Origin of the sequence: Rubrivivax gelatinosus IL144, assembly GCF_000284255.1 — a bacterium.
GTDB lineage: Bacteria > Pseudomonadota > Gammaproteobacteria > Burkholderiales > Burkholderiaceae_C > Rubrivivax > Rubrivivax gelatinosus_A.
Window position 1 is genome coordinate 3178176 of record NC_017075.1, and the last position, 15398, is coordinate 3193573.

A 15398-nucleotide genomic window follows, 5' to 3' on the forward strand; every position below is an offset into this window, starting at 1 on the left:
TCAGCGCTTCACCGATTCCGGCATAGCGAGGGCCGGTCGCGCGGTTGCCGCGGTGGTTAGCTTCCATCGCTTCACCGGGTATGTTGCGGCGATGGCTCTGGTCGGGTGCCCGCGGCGTTCCCCGGTGCAAGCGTGCGCTCCTGCGACCGCCCTCTGGTCCGTTCCTGCGGCTGCTGCTGCGTCGTGCGGGCCGATGGCGCCTCGGGATCAAAGACCTTGACCTTGTGCGTCTCGCCTTTGCGCAGGCGCTGGGCCAGCGTCTGCTCGGCGACGGCCATGACAGCGGCCCGCTGCTTGGCCGGTATCTTGCGCTCGACGAGCACCGCTTCCAGTGCCGCCAGGACGGCCTTGCGGCCGCCGCCGCGACCCGAAGTCCCCTTGGCCTTCAGCGCCTCCGCGGTCGTTGAGGAACTTGCGCTGGTGTCGCGTATCGGCTCGACGCGGTTGCGCTGTCGCGCGTCACGCTCCCGTTGCGCCAGCTGCTTGTCCGCGGGGTCGGGCTCGTAGCCCAGTACCCGCACATCCCGCACCGTGGCTTCGAGCCAGACCTGGCGCCGGAACTCTTGGCTGCCGTTCACGCGAAGCGCCCTCCAGTTGCGCATCTCGGCCACGTCCACCATCGAGCGCGCCACCGAGGGGTTGTCGCTCTCCGTGCTCAGCCTGAATGCCGTTGCCGTGAACGCCACTCGCTGGACGTCGCCGAGGTAGCGGTACTCTGTCGTGCCGATCGGCACGTTGTTGATGTGAACCGTCGAGCACTTCACGGATAGCGCTCCTGCAGTGCGGCGTCGAGTTCGGCGACACGAGCCGCCAGAAGCCTCTCGGCTTGCTCGCGCGCGGCGGCGGCTTCGCTGCGGCCAGCGTCCTTCGCGCCCGCCTTGGGCGTCGGTTCATCGGCCACGGCGTGTTCGGGCGCCGGCGGTTGCGGTCGCAAGGTCGGCTGACGCTCCCAGCCGTTGCCCACCCGGTGGATCGGCGTGCTCGAGCCATCGGGCCCGATGGCGACGATGCGCGAGGCATCCAGCCGGTCGGCGTGCGCGACGATGGCCTTCATCGTCGGCTCGCGGTAGGTCACTTCGGCGACCGGGTCACGAAGTTCGTAGATCTCGCCGCGCTGCACGGGCGTCTGAGCGCGTGCCTTGGCGATGGACGCACGGTCCGCTGGCTCGACGCTGCCGCCGTGTTCGGATGCGGTTCCCGATTCGTTGTCCATGGAGCACCTCGCGGTTTGCTGGCGTTCACGGGTTTGCCGGCGAGCCGGCGGCGACGAATCGCGGCGCGGTCCGGTAGATCTCGATCTCGACACGGCGGTTGAGCGTGCGGCCGGCCTCGGTCGTGTTGTCGGCCACTGCGTCGCCCACGGGCTGCCAGGTTGAACGGATGCGGGACGGGTCGACACCCGAGGCGATCAGCCAGGCCTGCACCGCAGCGGTCCGTGGCCACCACGATGATCTACACCCACGTGCTGAAGATGGGCGGCGGCGCCGTGCGCAGTCCTTTGGACGCGCTGCCCGCCGCCAGACCGCCACAAAGCGGACTTCGGTGAAGTTCTGCTCCTGGCCGGGTCCCGACATTGGCGCTCGGCAGTGGACAAGGCTCGCATGGCCTCGCTTTCATGAGCACAGCCAGGCATCAGGTTTACGTCACGGGCGGCCACCGGCCCTGGCCCGCTTTGCGCGCAGCCGCGCCACAACCTCCGCTGCAGGCTTCACTCCGCCAGCATCAACGTCCTGGTGGCCAAGCGCCAGCATCGTCAACAAGGCCAGCGTCTCCTGCGTCTCCGGATAGGAGGCCATGTCCTGAAGAACGGCCTTGGGCTCTCCGTTTTCCGTGAGGACCAAGGGCTGACGCTGTTCCGCCACCTCGGCGAGCACCTCCGATGCATGGGCACGAAGTCGCTGAACGGCTTCGTTCGAGGCGGGTAACGCATGGCAGTCCTCCAGTTGGGGCGACGAAGCCGAGTTGTCGCCATCATCGTTCCACCTGGATGGCGGCGATCCGCAATCCTGCTGCCTGCAGCGACACCGCGAGCCGCGCGACGTCACCCCATCCCCCGCGTCCCCTTGCACCCCGGATAGTCGACACAGCCCCAGAAAGCCGCCCCGGCGCTCGCACCGCGCTTGGCGACGCGCCGCACCATGCGCTTTCCGCAGACTGGGCAGTTCGGCCGCTCGTCGCCATCCCGCTGCACGGGCGCTGAAGCGACGGGAGTCACTGGCGTCTGCAGCGACGGCTCCTGCCTCGCAGTCTGCGCGCCCCCTCCCCTCGCCTTCTGGATCAGCTGCCGCAACCGCGGCCCGTCGACCAGTTCGACGTTGCGCCCGCTGGCGAAGCGCCGCGCCTCGTCGGTGAAACGCCCCGAAGTCACGACGAAGCCGCCGGCCGCGCCCCTGGCGGCCATGACGCCGTACAGCTCGCGCACCACGTCGACGCCCACCTTGTAGGCACGCCACTGCTTGCACTGCACGAGGTACTTCTCGCTGCCGTTCTGGCCCGGCCGCGACAGCACGAGGTCGACCCCGCCGTCGGCACCACCGCCGCCGGTCTCGACGACGCGGAAGCCCTGCAGCCGGAAGCCCTCGCCGACCAGCATCTCGAACTCGCGCCAGCTCATGCCGTCGAGCGCATCGGCCGACGGGTTCTGCGCCACTTCCGCGGCCAGGCGGCTGCGCTGGCGGCGGCGCCATGCCGAGATCGCGGCGCCCATCAGGCTGAGGAACGGAAGAAGGTACTGCCCGAACCAGGCGAAGGTCTTCCACATCGTCCGGGTGGCCATGGCGCCGTATTGGCCCACCTCGGTGGCGACCGGCACGGCCTGCGTCGCAACGGGATGCAGCAGCAGATAGAACAGCGGCGCCGCGATCACGCCCACCCACCAGGGCATGAGCGCGAACAACTCCATCACCGCCTCCGCGAGGCCTCCTTGGTTTCGCCTGGCCATTTCGTGTTTCTCCCTGCGCCGATTCTGGCGCGCGGAAACCGGCGCAAGCGCCTGCCGCACCTGCGGCCGTCGTCCCATCCGCCGAGGCGGATGGCAGCCATTTGCTGGCGCTCAGCCTATCCTGCCATCCAACTCTTTCGGCCTCTGTCTCCTCTCTGTGGACCGGCTCGCACATGCCGGTGCGGCCCCGCGTTCACACCCATCCACGGGGTCGGACAGTCCGACCCCGCCGCCTGAATCGACCACCCGCAGGCGGCGGCTGGCGACGCACAAGGCGTCGAGAACGCTGGCGGAGCCGTCGCGCCGACGGCCGACCGGCTGCACCGTCGCCGCCCCAGACGCTGGCAAGATCGCCGCAAAGAACGAGGGAGGCTGCGCATGAACGTGTCCGAGCTGCAGGCCGAGTTGCGCCACTTCGCCGCCGAGCGCGACTGGCAGCCGTTCCACACGCCGAAGAACCTGAGCACGGCGCTGTTGGTGGAGGCGGCGGAGCTGGCCGAGATCTTCCAGTGGATGACGCCCGAACAATCGGCCCGCGCCCACGAGGACCCCGCCGTCAAGCAGCGCATCGGCGAGGAGGTGGCCGACGTGCTGCTCTACCTGCTGCAGCTGGCCGACCACAGCCGCATCGACATCGCGCAGGCGGTGAAGGACAAGCTGGCGCTGAATGCGGCGAAGTACCCGCCCCGGCACACGATCGCGCGCATCCCGCCGGCACGGGCCGCGGCGCCCGGGCCGCACGTGCTGGTGGACTACGAGAACGTCCAACCGACCGAAGGCGAGCTTCGGGAACTGGTGCCGGGCGCCGGCCAGGTCTGGGTCTTCCACGGGCCCCATCAGCACGAGGTGGACCGCCGCTTCGCGTCCTTCGGCACGAACGCGACCGCGGTGCCGATCAGCCGGCCCGGCAAGAACGCGCTGGACTTCCACCTGTCGTTCTACCTGGGCTACATCGCGTCGCGGAACCCCGGCGCGCCGATCGTCGTGGTGGCCAACGACAAGGGCTACGAGCCGATGATCGAGCACGCGCGGGGCATGGGCTTCGCGGTGCAGCGGCTGGCGTATGGCCAAGTCAAGCCGGCGGCGTCAAACGCGGAGCCACCAAGCCCCGCAGCCAAGCCCGCAGCGAAGAGCGCACCCGCGAAGAAGGCAGCGGCCAAGAAGGTGCCGGTGAAGAAAGCAGCACCCAAGACGGCCGCTGCAAAAAAGGCTCCGGCCAAGAAGGTAGCGGCGAAGAAGGCCACGGCCGCGAAGAAGACCGCTGTCGCAACGGCGAGCGGAACGCCAGCGACTCAGAAGGCCGATTTGCCCGTCGGGGCGGAGTCAGCCAAGCGGGCCGGCGTTCCAGAAAAAAGGACGAAGCCCGCAAAGGCGTCGAGCAGCGCCCTGCAGACGATGGAAAGGCTGTCCAACAGCCTGCGCAAGATGGGCGACAAACGGCCCACCAAGCTGCCGTCGCTTCGGCGATCGCTGAAGTCGTTCTTGGGGGTCGACGCGACTGACGATGCGGTCAGTGCGGCGTTGAACGGCTTGGTGGCGGCCGGTGTGGTGCAGGTTGATGACGGTGGTCGCGCGTCGTATCCAAGCTTCGGCGGCGCGTGAGATCGCCGTGTGACGAGCGACGCATCTGCCCTTACGGTTTCAGCGGCTTGGTCTGCACGGAAAGGCTGGTTTGCAGCGGGCGGCTATTAGCCTCAACTAACGCTACTGCCTGATGCTTGGGCCGACGCTCTCCTTCCCCCCGTGTTTACAGGTGCCCCTCATCGACGGACCGCAGATGACAGTCGCTGAGAATCCGTCGCTGACTTGTTCGCTTCACTTAGCAGCCGTGTTACATTCACCGCGAGGAGGGGAGATTGGTATACATCGACGACGCCGAAGTGGCGAAGCACGGTCGAAACTGGTTCCACTTGACGGCGGACAGACTCGATGAGCTTCATTCTTTTGCGGCTTGCATAGGACTGCCCGCCAACGCCTTCCATCGCGGTGCACGCCATCCCCACTACGACGTCACTGCTGCTCAGCGGCTGCGCGCCCTTCGTGGTGGTGCACGTGCCGTTAGCTCCCGAGAGGTAGTCCGGATTGCAAGAATAGTTCGCGCATCCGCGCGTGCTGCCGCAACGAGCGACAAGCAACTTACCCTGTTTGAGTAAAGCGTCTAGGCCAAGTGTACGTCTGCGCCGACTCCCTAGACGACCTCTTGGCCAGGGTCTACCGACAGCTTCTGACCCGCGGCACTTCCATTGAGCCTACAAAGGGCTCGGCGCGCGAGATCTATGGGGCATTGCTGAAGCTTTCGGCGCCGCGCCTGCGGCTTTCCCGCACCGAATCGCGCGGCCTACTTTTCAGCTGCCTCGGCGAACTTCTCTGGATACTAGCTGGAAGCAATGCGTTGGATTTCATCGCGTACTACATTCCCGAGTACGCAAAGTCCTCCGATGACGAGCAGACCGTCTTCGGAGCGTACGGCCCCAGAATGTTTGGCACCGGGCCAAACGAGCAGTTAGCGCGCGTAATCTCGTCCCTGAAGAGCAAACCGGATTCACGCCAGGCGGTGATCCAACTTTTCGATCGCCACGACATACTAGAGTATCACCGCGACATCCCATGCACATGCACCCTGCAGTTCGTGATCCGAGATCGACGGCTGCATATGCTTACGTCAATGCGATCCAATGATGCCTGGCTCGGTTTGCCGCACGACGTATTTGCGTTCACTATGGTCCAAGAGCTTGTGGCGAGATCCCTGGGCGTCAAGTTAGGTGAATATCGGCACTTTGTCGGCAGCCTGCATCTCTATAAACGAGATGATAAGAAGGCTATTCGCTATCTCGATGAAGGTTGGCAGCCCCGGAAACCCATGCCACCGATGCCGCAGGGCGACCCATGGCCCTCCGTTCGCACGCTTCTTGAAGTCGAGGAAGCAGTGAGGAATGGCGACGCAAGCCGCACGGATCGCTTCGATAGCATGGCTCCTTATTGGGCCGATCTCGCAACGCTTTTGGACATTCACAGAACCTTTAAGACAAACGGCAATCAAAACGACATTAGACGACTAAAAAGGCACTTGAAGCACGACGGTTACGCCATGTACATCAACAAGCGCTACGGAATGGCGTCCTCAATCAAGGAGCAGGCGACGATCTTCGATCGCAGCAACGAAGCATCAAAGGCGCGACATGAACGCACATGAAAAGGAACAGCGAGCTTTTGAACTGGAGGCTCAGCTTATCCAGTTCCACCGGCGCGCCATACCGCTGCCCGGCGTAGTCCCGCCGGAAAACATGCTTGCCTTTGTCGCCCAGCTTATCGACAGCATTCATCGTGTTGAGTTCGTTCGCACCGTCAGAGATCGCCACGTCAGTGTTGCGCGCGCGGACCCGAAAAGCCCGCTCTTTGACCCTATCAGGGCGGCCATCACTCTGTCTGCAAAACAGACGGAAGAGGCCTTCTGGCTCGTATTCTTGGCCACTCACTGCGGCCGCAACCTTCGGACCGCTTGGCAACTCGCAGCCGAGCTTTATGGATCCTCAGAACTTGTGCCGTGGACGTGGGCGCGTGTCTTGGTCGATCCCAAGTCCTACATAGACTGGATTGAGGGTCACTACGAGACGTTTGGAGGAAAATTCGGCAACCACCGTAAGTACGAATCGCTTAAGCCAGGCCCCAAGGGGACTGGCGCTATCGTCCGAAGCTATGTCGACTGGATTGCCGGGTATGGGTCTCACGCCGCGATGGTGGGTCAGGCCCGGGCCCATGCTGACGGCAATGCGCGTCGCGCCTTCGGTGTGCTTTATGAGCAGATGCGTGCGGTTCTCCGCTTCGGCCGAACAGGCCGCTTTGACTACCTCACCATGCTTGGCAAGGTTGGGCTAGCTGATATTGAAGCGGATTCAACGTATATGAACGAAGCAACGGGGCCAAAACGCGGCGCAAAACTCCTGTTCGACGGCCAAATCGACTCCAAAACCCGAGCCAAGACCTTGGAGGCGCGCGTAGCCGTACTTGAGCGCCATCTCGGTGTTGGCATGCAGGTCATGGAAGACGCCTTGTGCAATTGGCAGAAGAGCCCGAATAGTTATCGGCCTTTCCGGGGCTAGGACCTACCAGGACCAAGAGTATCGCTTCTTTAGGAAGTTCAACTTATCTTGGCGCACCAACCCCCGGTACTGCAATTGCCCCACTAGGATTCCGGGGGAGATAGACAAGTTCTTCGCAAATCTCATGATACTCCGGTAATCATGGGGCAGCGCTCGCAAGGCTGCCTCTTCGGATGCAGGAACAAGAACTTGGCCAGCGAATTGATTTGCCTCACGCTCCGCAAGATCATCAATATCAGGTCGATCAGAAGATTCAAGGAAGAGCCGATCTTCATGAAGAATCAAGTGACCCGCCTCGTGGAAGAAGGTGAACCAAAAGCTGTCGTCCCGTAGGTATCGGACGCTCAGTTGTATTATCGCCTTGCCATTACAAAAGCGGGCAGCGCCGCTGGCTGGGCAGCCCCTTGGCGCGCGGACGATGACAACCGCCACACCGCATGCGGCACATTGTTCCTGCAGCCGAGGCGTGAACTCAATTGGCTCTCGAACACGAGTTAATGGCTTCAATAAAGGCAGTAGACGCTCAAAATGGTGACGTGACCATGAACCCACGGGCAATTCGGCAGCCGTGAGTTCACCCTGTCGGAGCCACGCGGCAAGCGACGCCGATTGGGCGGCAAAGACCGGCGAGGTGCGATAGGCCGTAAGGCCGGCCCCATCCGAAAGCCATACGTCGCGCCACTCGTCAACGGTTTCGACCCCGAAAAACTCTAAGACGCGCCGAAGTCTTTCGCTAGGCGAAGTTGCGGCCTTCAGCCATCCATACGTGACCATGTCCGCGAACGGAAGACTCGATAGCCATTGCCTGCCGTCGTCCTGCAGCGTTTGAAGATCGCGACGGTATTGAGCCTCGCGGGCCAGCCAAAAATGCACGCTTGCTCCAACAACATCCGCCAGGCGCTTCGCGCGAGCGGCCGTGATGTGCACTTTTCCGTTGAAGAGCTGGGTGACGTCCTCTCGGGCCACCCCTAGCGCCTGCGCGATGTCGTCGACTCGTAGGTTCTTCTTGGCGGCAAGCTGCCGCACCGTCTCACCCGGAGGCGACGCCCAGGCAGGGCGGAAGTCGCCGGACCGAGTCATAGGCCGCCTCCTATATGGATCACCTTTAGCCTAGTGACTCGGGCCCAGTCGACAGCTTCGCCGTTGATCGGGACTTGATGGTGATTCACCTCGCAGTAGAGGTGTTGCCCTTCGCTGAGGTGGAACCGTATCAGACCCACCTCCTGGTCGCAGTTCTCAATTTCCAAGCCCATCTCCACCACCTCTGCGACCGTTTCGGCAGCCTCCAGATCGGCGAGGTGCCTCCGCAAAGCAGCTGCGGCGCGATCCCCAAACTCACGCTTTGCCCTTGCGGGGCTCTCGCACGTGGAACGCAGCTCCTTGGACCGAAAAGCGATCTCTAGCCCCATTGGTCGATTGTCGGACAACAGCGCCATGCGCGTCGGGTGGTCGATCAAGAGGACTGACGGCAGGACCGGCGCGCCAGGAAGCTTGGAGCGGTGCCGCGGCCGACCGATGTCCCCTTCTGCCCTGGTAATGCCCGCTCCGGCCACGGGCGGTGGATCGTGCATTTCAGTGTGAAGTGAAGTTATTTCCTCGCCCGCCCCCGCCAGTCCAGGGCGGGCGCAGCCCGGCGCAGCGCACCCTTGACGGGCGGCGGCGTGCGCCCACGCTGGGCTCCGTGGGCAGGCGTGCGCGCCTGCCCACGAGCCCGTCCGGCGGCGAGGACCGCCCCGCCCTCGGGGCGGGGATGGGGGTGGGTCAACGCTCCCAGTCGATGTCCGGACGCGTGCGCGTCAGCTCCGGCTGCTGCGGCGTCCGGGTCGGCGCCCTGGCCTGCTCCCTCTGTCGGTCGGGCAACTGCTCCAGCCTCGGCAACAGCCGCCGGAACGCCTTCGAGTCCTTGAGGAAGCCCACGACCCCGTGGGCCAGCCGCCGGTCCTCGGCGGTGCCGGAAGAGCCGAGCGCCTGCGCAATGTGGATCCAGGCCTCCAGGGCGTCCCGGCGGCTGCTGTAGAAGCGCTCGCCACCAGGCTCGGCGATGTCGCGTCCAGGCAGGCGGCCGTCCTCGCGCATCTTCACGCGGCCGATCGGGCGGGCGCGGTGATGGGCGCCGCGCGTCGCCTGCCGTGTCGCCTCGGCCTCCACGCCGTAGCCGCGCAGCTTGTCGGCGAAGGTCTCGCGCCAGCGGTGCAGGTCGGCCTTGCGCGGGTTCAGCCGCCGGCCGTCGGCGGCCTGGGCGCGCACGCTCAGGTGCACATGCGGGTTGGCCTGGTGCTCGTGCAGCACCATCACGTAGCGGTGCCCGCGCAGTTCGGTCTGCGCGAACTCGCGCGCCGCGGCCTTGACGATGCGGGCGTCGGTGCCCTGCGGCATCGACAGCATGAGGTTGAAGGCCTCGCGCCGGGGGCTCTCGTCGTCGATCTTCGCGCCGGCATGGCGCCACTGCTCGGCCAGGTCGTCCACGGCCTGGCGCCCGCGCCGCACGCTGCCGCGGTCGTCCTCGACGTCCAGCCGGCCGCCCTTGCTGATGTAGCGGAAGTGCGCCGCGATCGCGCGCATGCCGCGCCCGCCGCCCGTCACCTTGACCATGACCTGCGGCGCCCGGCGCAGCACCGTCGCCTCGATGCGCCGCCGGATGACGGCCGCCTTGCGCCGCGCCAGCGTGTCCAGCCGCGGCGTCGGCGGCACCTTGACGATGCGGTTGGGCGGGTAGAACAGCCGCTCGCCCCATTGCACCAGCGCGCCGTCGACGGTGGGGCCCGGGGTCATCGCCGCGCCCTCCGGCCCTGCAGGCGGGCGCTCAGTGCCGAGGCGATGGCCAGATGGCTCCGCACGTTGTGCGCCAGCACCGTCAGGTCCTCGCGATAGCGCTCCGCGGCCTCCGAGTCGGCCCGGGCCAGCGCGCGCAGGAAGGCGTTGAGGTCCACCGACATCGCGGCCAGGTTGTCGTTGGACGTGGCCAGTTCCAGCACGGCGATGCGGTCGTCGGCGGACAGCGACGTCGGGGCGCCGTCCAGCAGCGTCTCGACGTAGCGGCCTTGGGAAAGCTCCGCGGCCCGCGCGCGTTCGGCCAGCGCGGCGGCATAGGCGGGCGAGAGGCGCAGGGTCAGCTTGACGCTGCCGGCTCCGTGCGCCGTCTCGGCGGCACGTTCAGGCTCATGCGCACTTTCGGCGTCAGACAAGGCGTCGAGCACCGCACGCCGCACGATCGCCGCGGCACTCATCCCGCGCCGCGAAGCCTGCGCCTGCAGCCGTGGTCCCCAGCCGCGCAGGTCGACGGTGACGCGGTCCCGCGCTGGCGGCACGCGCTTCGCGGCGTCAAAGGGGCCGGCGCGCTTCACGAGGAAGCTCCTCCGTCGTCGAGGCGTGCCGCCAGCTCACCCAGCCGGCGCTTCAAGGCCCCGCGGGCTTCGGGCGACAGCGTCGAAGCATCGCCACTGGTCAGCCGCGAAAGTGCCTGATCCAGCCGCTCGCACAAGCGCTCTGCCCGGGACAGGAGCGGGCCGCCGTCATTCGAGCGCGACGGCCGGGCCGGCAGACGAGCAGACGCGGAAGGAACGGCGGCCCCCACCTCCCGCAACTGCGCCACCGCCTCGCGCGTCACCGGCCCCGAACCTTCGAGTAATTGCGCCACCGCCTCCGGCCGCTGCGTGTGCAGCCTGCTCAGCTCGTACAGCGTGCGCGGCGAGGTGCAGCGGCCCGACTGCAGCGCCTCGTCCAGCGCGGGCGGCAGTTCCAGCAGGGCCAGGTGGTGCGCCACCGTCGTCAGGTCCATGCCCAGCCGCTGCGCCACCGTCGTGTTCGAGTCGCCGGCCTCGTTGCGCCCGCGGATGAAACGCGCCAGGTCCAGCGGCGTCAGGCCGTGGCGCTTCTGGTTCTCGGACACCTGGGCGTAGGGGTCGGCCGGTGCCGCGCGCACCACCACCGGCACCTGCGCCAGCCCGATGCGCTGCGCCGCGCGCCAGCGCTTGGCGCCGAAGTGGATCTTGTGGCGCCCCTGGTCATCGGCCGGGTGCACGACGATGGGTTGCAGCACGCCGTGGCGGCGGATGTCCTCGGCCAGCTCGTCCAGCTCGGCCGCCGGCAGCTCGGTGCGTGGGTTGTCCGGGTCCTCGACCAGGCAGTCGGTGGCGACGAAGGCCGGCCCGGCCGCACCCTTGCCCGGCACCGCCGGCTCAGCGGGCGCGACGGGCGCAGCCGGCGTGTCCAGCAAATCAAGCTGGACTTCGGCGGGTCGGGGCCAGCGCAGTCGCATGGGGCGATCGTGAACGGCGCGCGGGGCAGCACAAGCGGCGGCAGGTGTTCAGTTGCATCGTCCCGCCGGACGCCCTGGCGTCCCGCGACGGCCCGGTGGATGCCCCGGGCAAGGTGCCCGGCTGACCGCCGGTTGCAACTTCGCCGACCGCTGAGGCGTCAGCGCGGCGCCATCGGCCGCTCGGCGCTCCAGCGCTCGACGTCGGCCGAGCGCCAGCCCACCGCACGCTGGCCCAGTTGCACCGGCCGCGGGAACTCGTCGAGCGCGATCAGGCGGTAGATCGTGCTCTTGCCCAGGCCGGTGAGGTGGCGCACCCGCGGCAGGCGCAGGAAGACCGGGACATCGGCGGCATCGTGGTGGGGTCGGGCTGGCATCGCAGAGTCCTCCTGGAGACGGTGCGAACCCAATCTAGCCCCGCGCGGGCCTCGCCAGCGCGCTGGAACGGCGCCTTTTTCCAGCGTGCGCCGACCAACGGCAAGCCGGCAGCCGCGCCTAGCGCCGGCGCTCGCGCAGCGCGTCCGGCAGCCCATCGTGCTCGCCCAGTTCCCGCTGCGGCACGTCGCTCCACCAGTACGCCTCGGGCATGTCCTGCCGGCGGGAAGGATTGACGGGATAGAAGATCCGGCTGCCCGCCTTGGGCGCCTCCCCGCCGACCAGCAGCACGGCCTCCTGCTCGGTGTTGTTGATGAAGCAGTGCGCGATGCCCGTGCCGGCCGGGAACGCCGCCAGGTCCCCGGCCGCCATTGGGTGGAGATGGCCGTCGATCCACGCGTCGACGTGGCCGGACACCACGTAGACGAACTCCTCCTCGTTCTCCTCGGCATGCGGCCACGACGAACGCGTGCCCGGCGGAAGGCGCTGGATGTTGATGCCCAGCCGCTCCAGCCCGGCCTCCTTGCCGATGCGGCGCACGGGGCCCATCGGCTCGTCGCTCTGCGGATAGACGTGCGTGTGTTCGGCGACCGCGCTCGTCGAACGGATGCAGGAGGGTCGATCGGGCATGGTCGTCCTTGGTTGCAGGATTGAACCGGCACGGCGTGCCGTGGCACTGCCGATTCTGTGGACCGGCATCGCGCCGGCCAAGAACGTGTTTGCCCGGCTCCCCTCGCGGCACCCCGGCCGCCACGGCTCAGGCGCCGCGGCCCGCCGCCTTCTTCTTGGGCCGCTTGCCCAGCGCCCGCCCGGCCGGATCCGGCTCGCCGCGGCGCAGGGCGTCCAGGTAGTCGGCCCACTGCACCATCATCGTCCGCCGCTGGTTCAGGAACTCGGCGCGGTCGTAGGCCGCGCCCAGCGGGCCGCTCTTCACGTGCGCGAGCTGGGCCTCGATGACGTCGGGGTTCACGTTCAGCTGCTCGACGAGGATGGTGCGCGCCATCGCGCGGAAGCCGTGCGGCGTCATTTCGTCGTTGGTGTAGCCCATGCGGCGCAGCGCGGTGCGCAGCGTGTTCTCGCTCATGCAGCGCCGGTTGCTCAGCAGGCTGGGGAAGACGTAGACGCTGCACGCGCTGATCGGCTGCAGGTCCTGCAGGATCTCCAACGCCCTCGGCGCCAGCGGCACCAGGTGCGGCCGGCCGTTGAGCTTGCCGTGCACGGTGCGCTTCATCTTGGCCGCGGGGATGGTCCACAGCGCGCGCTCGAAGTCGATCTCGGCCCAGGCCATCTGGCGGATGTTGCCGGGCCGCTGGAACAGCAGCGCGGCCAGCTCCAGCGCGGCGCGCGTCAGCGGCTGGCCCTCGTAGGCGGCGATGGCGCGCATCAGCCGGGCGGCGCCGTCGGTCTCGATCACCGCGGCCATGTGCTTGACGATCACCGGCACCAGCGCGCCGTGCAGGTCGGGCGCCGGGTTGCGGTCGCAGCGCCCGGTGGCGATGCCGAAGCGGAACACCTGGCCGGAGGTCTGGCGCAGCGTGTGCGCGGTCTCGTGGGCGCCGCGTTTCTCGATGCGGCGCAGCGTGTACAGCAGCAGCGGCGCGGTCACGTCGCGCAGCGGCAGGCTGCCGATCCAGGGGAACAAGTCCTTCTCCATGCGCTCCAGCCAGCGCGCGCCGTAGCGCGGGCTCCAGCCCGAGCGCTTGGTGGCGTGGAACTCGCGGGCCACGGCCTCGAAGGTGTCCTCGGCCGACACCTGCCGCGACAGCTTGTCGAGCCGGCGACGCTGCACGGGGTCGGTGCCGGCGCGCAGCAGCCGGCGGGCGTCGTCGCGCGCGTCGCGTGCCTCGCGCAGCGAGACCCTCACCTTCTTGGAGCCGACCTCGGTGTAGTGGCCCAGCGAGAGCCGCTTCTCCTTCTCCTGGAAGTGGTACTTCCAGAACCAGCGGCGCGAGCCGTTGGGCGTGACTTCGAGGTACAGGCCGCCGCTGTCGGAGAGGCGCACACGCGCCTTGTCGGGCGGGCAGGCCGCGTTGCGGCAGAGGGCGTCGGTGAGTGCCATGGGGGAACAAACTCCGCTTGGCGACACCCGATCATGCGCCTGTTCCCCCACTTGGACCCGGATAGGCCGCGGAATCAGTGAAACCATCCGCAACCGTTTTGGATCTCAAGTCCTTGTCCGGCGTGGACTTTTCGAACTTCCAGGGACTTCGCGGGACGCCCCGGAATCCTTGGGTGGCCTGCCCGGAGGGACTCGAACCCCCGACCTGTTGCTTAGAAGGCAACTGCTCTATCCAGTTGAGCTACGGGCAGCCGGCCGCGATTCTACGGGGCGCGTCGGCGGCTTCCCCGGCCCGCGTCAAGCTCCAGCACTGCCGGCCACCGCCCTCACAGCGCGTACTTCAGCGGCAGCGCCGTCGTGTACTTCAGCTGCTCCATCGCGAAGCTGGAGCTGACGTCGTGCAGGTTGGTGCCGGCGATCAGGCGCTTGTAGACGGCGTCGTAGGCCTTGATGTCGGGCACGACGACACGCAGCAGGTAGTCGACGTCGCCGCTCATCCGGTAGAACTCGACGACCTCGGGGATCGCTTCGCAGGTCGCGCGGAAGCGCTCGAACCACTCCTCGGTGTGCACCGCCGTGCGCACGCTGACGATCACCGTCACGCCGACGTTCACGCGCTCGGCGTCGACCAGCGCCACCTGCCGCGTGATGACGCCGGCCTCCTTCAGCCGCTGCAGCCGCCGCCAGCACGGCGTGCTGGACAAGCCCACGGCCTCGGCCAGCTGCGCCAGCGGCGTGGTCGCGTCTTCCTGCACCAGTTCCAGCAGGCGGCGGTCGATGGTGTCCAGCGAAATGGCGGCGCTCACGGCGTCCTTGGAATCTGATTCCCGGGAACCGATTCTACGGAGCACAGTTTTGCGCCGAGTGACGCCCAGACGCGAATTTCAGCAATCGCCTGCCCCGCCCCCGCGCGCACAGTGTCGCCATCGCCAACCTCTTTCGCTTCGCATCTTGAAGACCATCGGCCTGATCGGCGGCATGAGCTGGGAAAGCACCCTGCTCTACTACCAGACCCTCAACCGCGAGGTCGCCCGCCGCCTCGGCGGCCTGCACTCGGCGCGTGTGCTGATGCACAGCCTCGACTTCGAGGAAGTCGTGCGCGGCCAGCGCGCCGGCGACTGGGACGCACTCGCCGCGCTGCTGCGCCAGGCCGCCGAAGGCCTGGCCGCGGCCGGTGCCGACTGCCTGCTGATCTGCACGAACACGATGCACAAGATCGCCGCCCAGGTGGCCGGCGAGGGCCTGCCGCCGCTGCTGCACATCGCCGACGTCACCGGCACCGCCATCCGCGCGCGCGGCCTGCGCCGCGTGGCGCTGCTGGGCACGCGCTACACGATGGAGCAGCCCTTCTACGCCGACCATCTGGCGCGCCTGGGCGTCGAGTGCATCGTGCCGCCCGAGGACGAACGCGCCGAGGTGCACCGCATCATCTTCGACGAGCTCTGCCGCGGCCAGGTGCTGCCGGCCTCGCGCCAGAAGCTGCAGCTCATCGTCGCCGGGCTCACGGCGCGCGGCGCCGAAGGCGTGGTGCTCGGCTGCACCGAGCTGCCGCTGATCCTGGCCGAGGACGACGTCGCGCTGCCGCTGTTCGACACGACGACGCTGCATGCGCTGGCCGCGGTCGACTTCGCGCTGCACGGTGCGCAGCCGGCGCTGGCCGCCGCCTGA

General features: G+C 67.5%; 19 protein-coding genes and 1 tRNA gene. 5 read left to right on the forward strand and 15 right to left on the reverse strand.

The annotated features are described in order from the left end of the window. Positions 1-71: 71 nt before the first annotated feature. The 5 genes from RGE_RS23295 to RGE_RS14570 form a co-directional block, all read right to left on the reverse strand. Entirely contained in the window at positions 72-764 is a 693-nt protein-coding gene (locus tag RGE_RS23295; RefSeq protein WP_014429190.1) for an LPD7 domain-containing protein, read from the reverse strand. Next, positions 761-1213, reverse strand: a complete 453-nt coding sequence (locus RGE_RS23300; protein WP_014429191.1) for a hypothetical protein — start codon at positions 1211-1213, stop codon at positions 761-763. The genes RGE_RS23295 and RGE_RS23300 overlap by 4 nt, the downstream gene beginning before the upstream one ends. A gap of 25 nt (positions 1214-1238) precedes the next feature. Then, positions 1239-1424 (reverse strand): OmpA family protein, encoded by a 186-nt coding sequence (locus RGE_RS14560; RefSeq protein ID WP_014429192.1) that lies wholly within the window; start codon positions 1422-1424, stop codon positions 1239-1241. A 219-nt stretch (positions 1425-1643) separates the two neighbouring features. Beyond that, on the reverse strand, positions 1644-1874 hold the full coding sequence (locus RGE_RS14565) for a type II toxin-antitoxin system prevent-host-death family antitoxin (protein WP_232504935.1): 231 nt from the start codon (positions 1872-1874) through the stop codon (positions 1644-1646). Between the two features lie 167 nt (positions 1875-2041). Further along, positions 2042-2941, reverse strand: a complete 900-nt coding sequence (locus RGE_RS14570; RefSeq protein WP_014429194.1) for a restriction endonuclease — start codon at positions 2939-2941, stop codon at positions 2042-2044. A 378-nt stretch (positions 2942-3319) separates the two neighbouring features. Between RGE_RS14570 and RGE_RS14575 the strand changes: the two genes are divergently transcribed. The 4 genes from RGE_RS14575 to RGE_RS24120 all read left to right on the forward strand — a co-directional run bounded on the left by RGE_RS14575 (position 3320) and on the right by RGE_RS24120 (position 7041). Beyond that, positions 3320-4543, forward strand: a complete 1224-nt coding sequence (locus RGE_RS14575) for a nucleotide pyrophosphohydrolase (RefSeq protein WP_014429195.1) — start codon at positions 3320-3322, stop codon at positions 4541-4543. Positions 4544-4797: 254 nt separating this feature from the next. Continuing rightward, positions 4798-5094: a DUF4031 domain-containing protein gene (locus RGE_RS23745; protein WP_014429196.1), complete on the forward strand. Its 297-nt coding sequence runs from the start codon at positions 4798-4800 to the stop codon at positions 5092-5094. Between the two features lie 47 nt (positions 5095-5141). Next, positions 5142-6134, forward strand: coding sequence for a thymidylate synthase (locus tag RGE_RS23750; RefSeq protein ID WP_158443095.1), 993 nt, complete (start codon positions 5142-5144; stop codon positions 6132-6134). Beyond that, positions 6121-7041 (forward strand): alpha-glutamyl/putrescinyl thymine pyrophosphorylase clade 3 protein, encoded by a 921-nt coding sequence (locus RGE_RS24120; protein WP_014429198.1) that lies wholly within the window; start codon positions 6121-6123, stop codon positions 7039-7041. Before RGE_RS23750 ends, RGE_RS24120 begins: the two co-directional genes overlap by 14 nt. Positions 7042-7044: 3 nt before the next feature. Here the strand turns inward: RGE_RS24120 and RGE_RS23755 are convergent, their stop codons facing one another. The 10 genes from RGE_RS23755 to RGE_RS14620 all read right to left on the reverse strand — a co-directional run bounded on the left by RGE_RS23755 (position 7045) and on the right by RGE_RS14620 (position 14518). Beyond that, positions 7045-8067, reverse strand: a complete 1023-nt coding sequence (locus RGE_RS23755) for an ImmA/IrrE family metallo-endopeptidase (RefSeq protein ID WP_158443096.1) — start codon at positions 8065-8067, stop codon at positions 7045-7047. 50 nt (positions 8068-8117) lie between these two features. Continuing rightward, a complete protein-coding gene (locus RGE_RS24310) occupies positions 8118-8477 on the reverse strand; it encodes a hypothetical protein (RefSeq protein ID WP_158443097.1) in 360 nt (119 codons plus the stop codon). Positions 8478-8802: 325 nt separating this feature from the next. After that, the gene (locus RGE_RS14585; RefSeq protein WP_014429200.1) at positions 8803-9813 is read right to left on the reverse strand and encodes a relaxase/mobilization nuclease domain-containing protein; all 1011 of its coding nucleotides are present in this window, start codon (positions 9811-9813) and stop codon (positions 8803-8805) included. Beyond that, complete coding sequence (locus tag RGE_RS14590; protein ID WP_014429201.1) at positions 9810-10385, reverse strand: hypothetical protein; 576 nt, start codon at positions 10383-10385, stop codon at positions 9810-9812. The genes RGE_RS14585 and RGE_RS14590 overlap by 4 nt, the downstream gene beginning before the upstream one ends. Further along, positions 10382-11299: a ParB/RepB/Spo0J family partition protein gene (locus RGE_RS14595; protein ID WP_014429202.1), complete on the reverse strand. Its 918-nt coding sequence runs from the start codon at positions 11297-11299 to the stop codon at positions 10382-10384. The genes RGE_RS14590 and RGE_RS14595 overlap by 4 nt, the downstream gene beginning before the upstream one ends. Positions 11300-11457: 158 nt before the next feature. Then, entirely contained in the window at positions 11458-11673 is a 216-nt protein-coding gene (locus RGE_RS14600) for a helix-turn-helix transcriptional regulator (protein ID WP_014429203.1), read from the reverse strand. A gap of 118 nt (positions 11674-11791) precedes the next feature. Then, positions 11792-12301, reverse strand: coding sequence for a cupin domain-containing protein (locus RGE_RS14605; RefSeq protein ID WP_014429204.1), 510 nt, complete (start codon positions 12299-12301; stop codon positions 11792-11794). A 127-nt stretch (positions 12302-12428) separates the two neighbouring features. Beyond that, positions 12429-13730, reverse strand: a complete 1302-nt coding sequence (locus tag RGE_RS14610) for a tyrosine-type recombinase/integrase (RefSeq protein ID WP_014429205.1) — start codon at positions 13728-13730, stop codon at positions 12429-12431. Positions 13731-13904: 174 nt separating this feature from the next. Next, positions 13905-13981 (reverse strand) — tRNA-Arg (locus tag RGE_RS14615). Between the two features lie 75 nt (positions 13982-14056). After that, a complete protein-coding gene (locus tag RGE_RS14620; RefSeq protein WP_029718492.1) occupies positions 14057-14518 on the reverse strand; it encodes an Lrp/AsnC family transcriptional regulator in 462 nt (153 codons plus the stop codon). Between the two features lie 163 nt (positions 14519-14681). Between RGE_RS14620 and RGE_RS14625 the strand changes: the two genes are divergently transcribed. Next, the gene (locus RGE_RS14625; RefSeq protein WP_014429207.1) at positions 14682-15398 is read left to right on the forward strand and encodes an aspartate/glutamate racemase family protein; all 717 of its coding nucleotides are present in this window, start codon (positions 14682-14684) and stop codon (positions 15396-15398) included.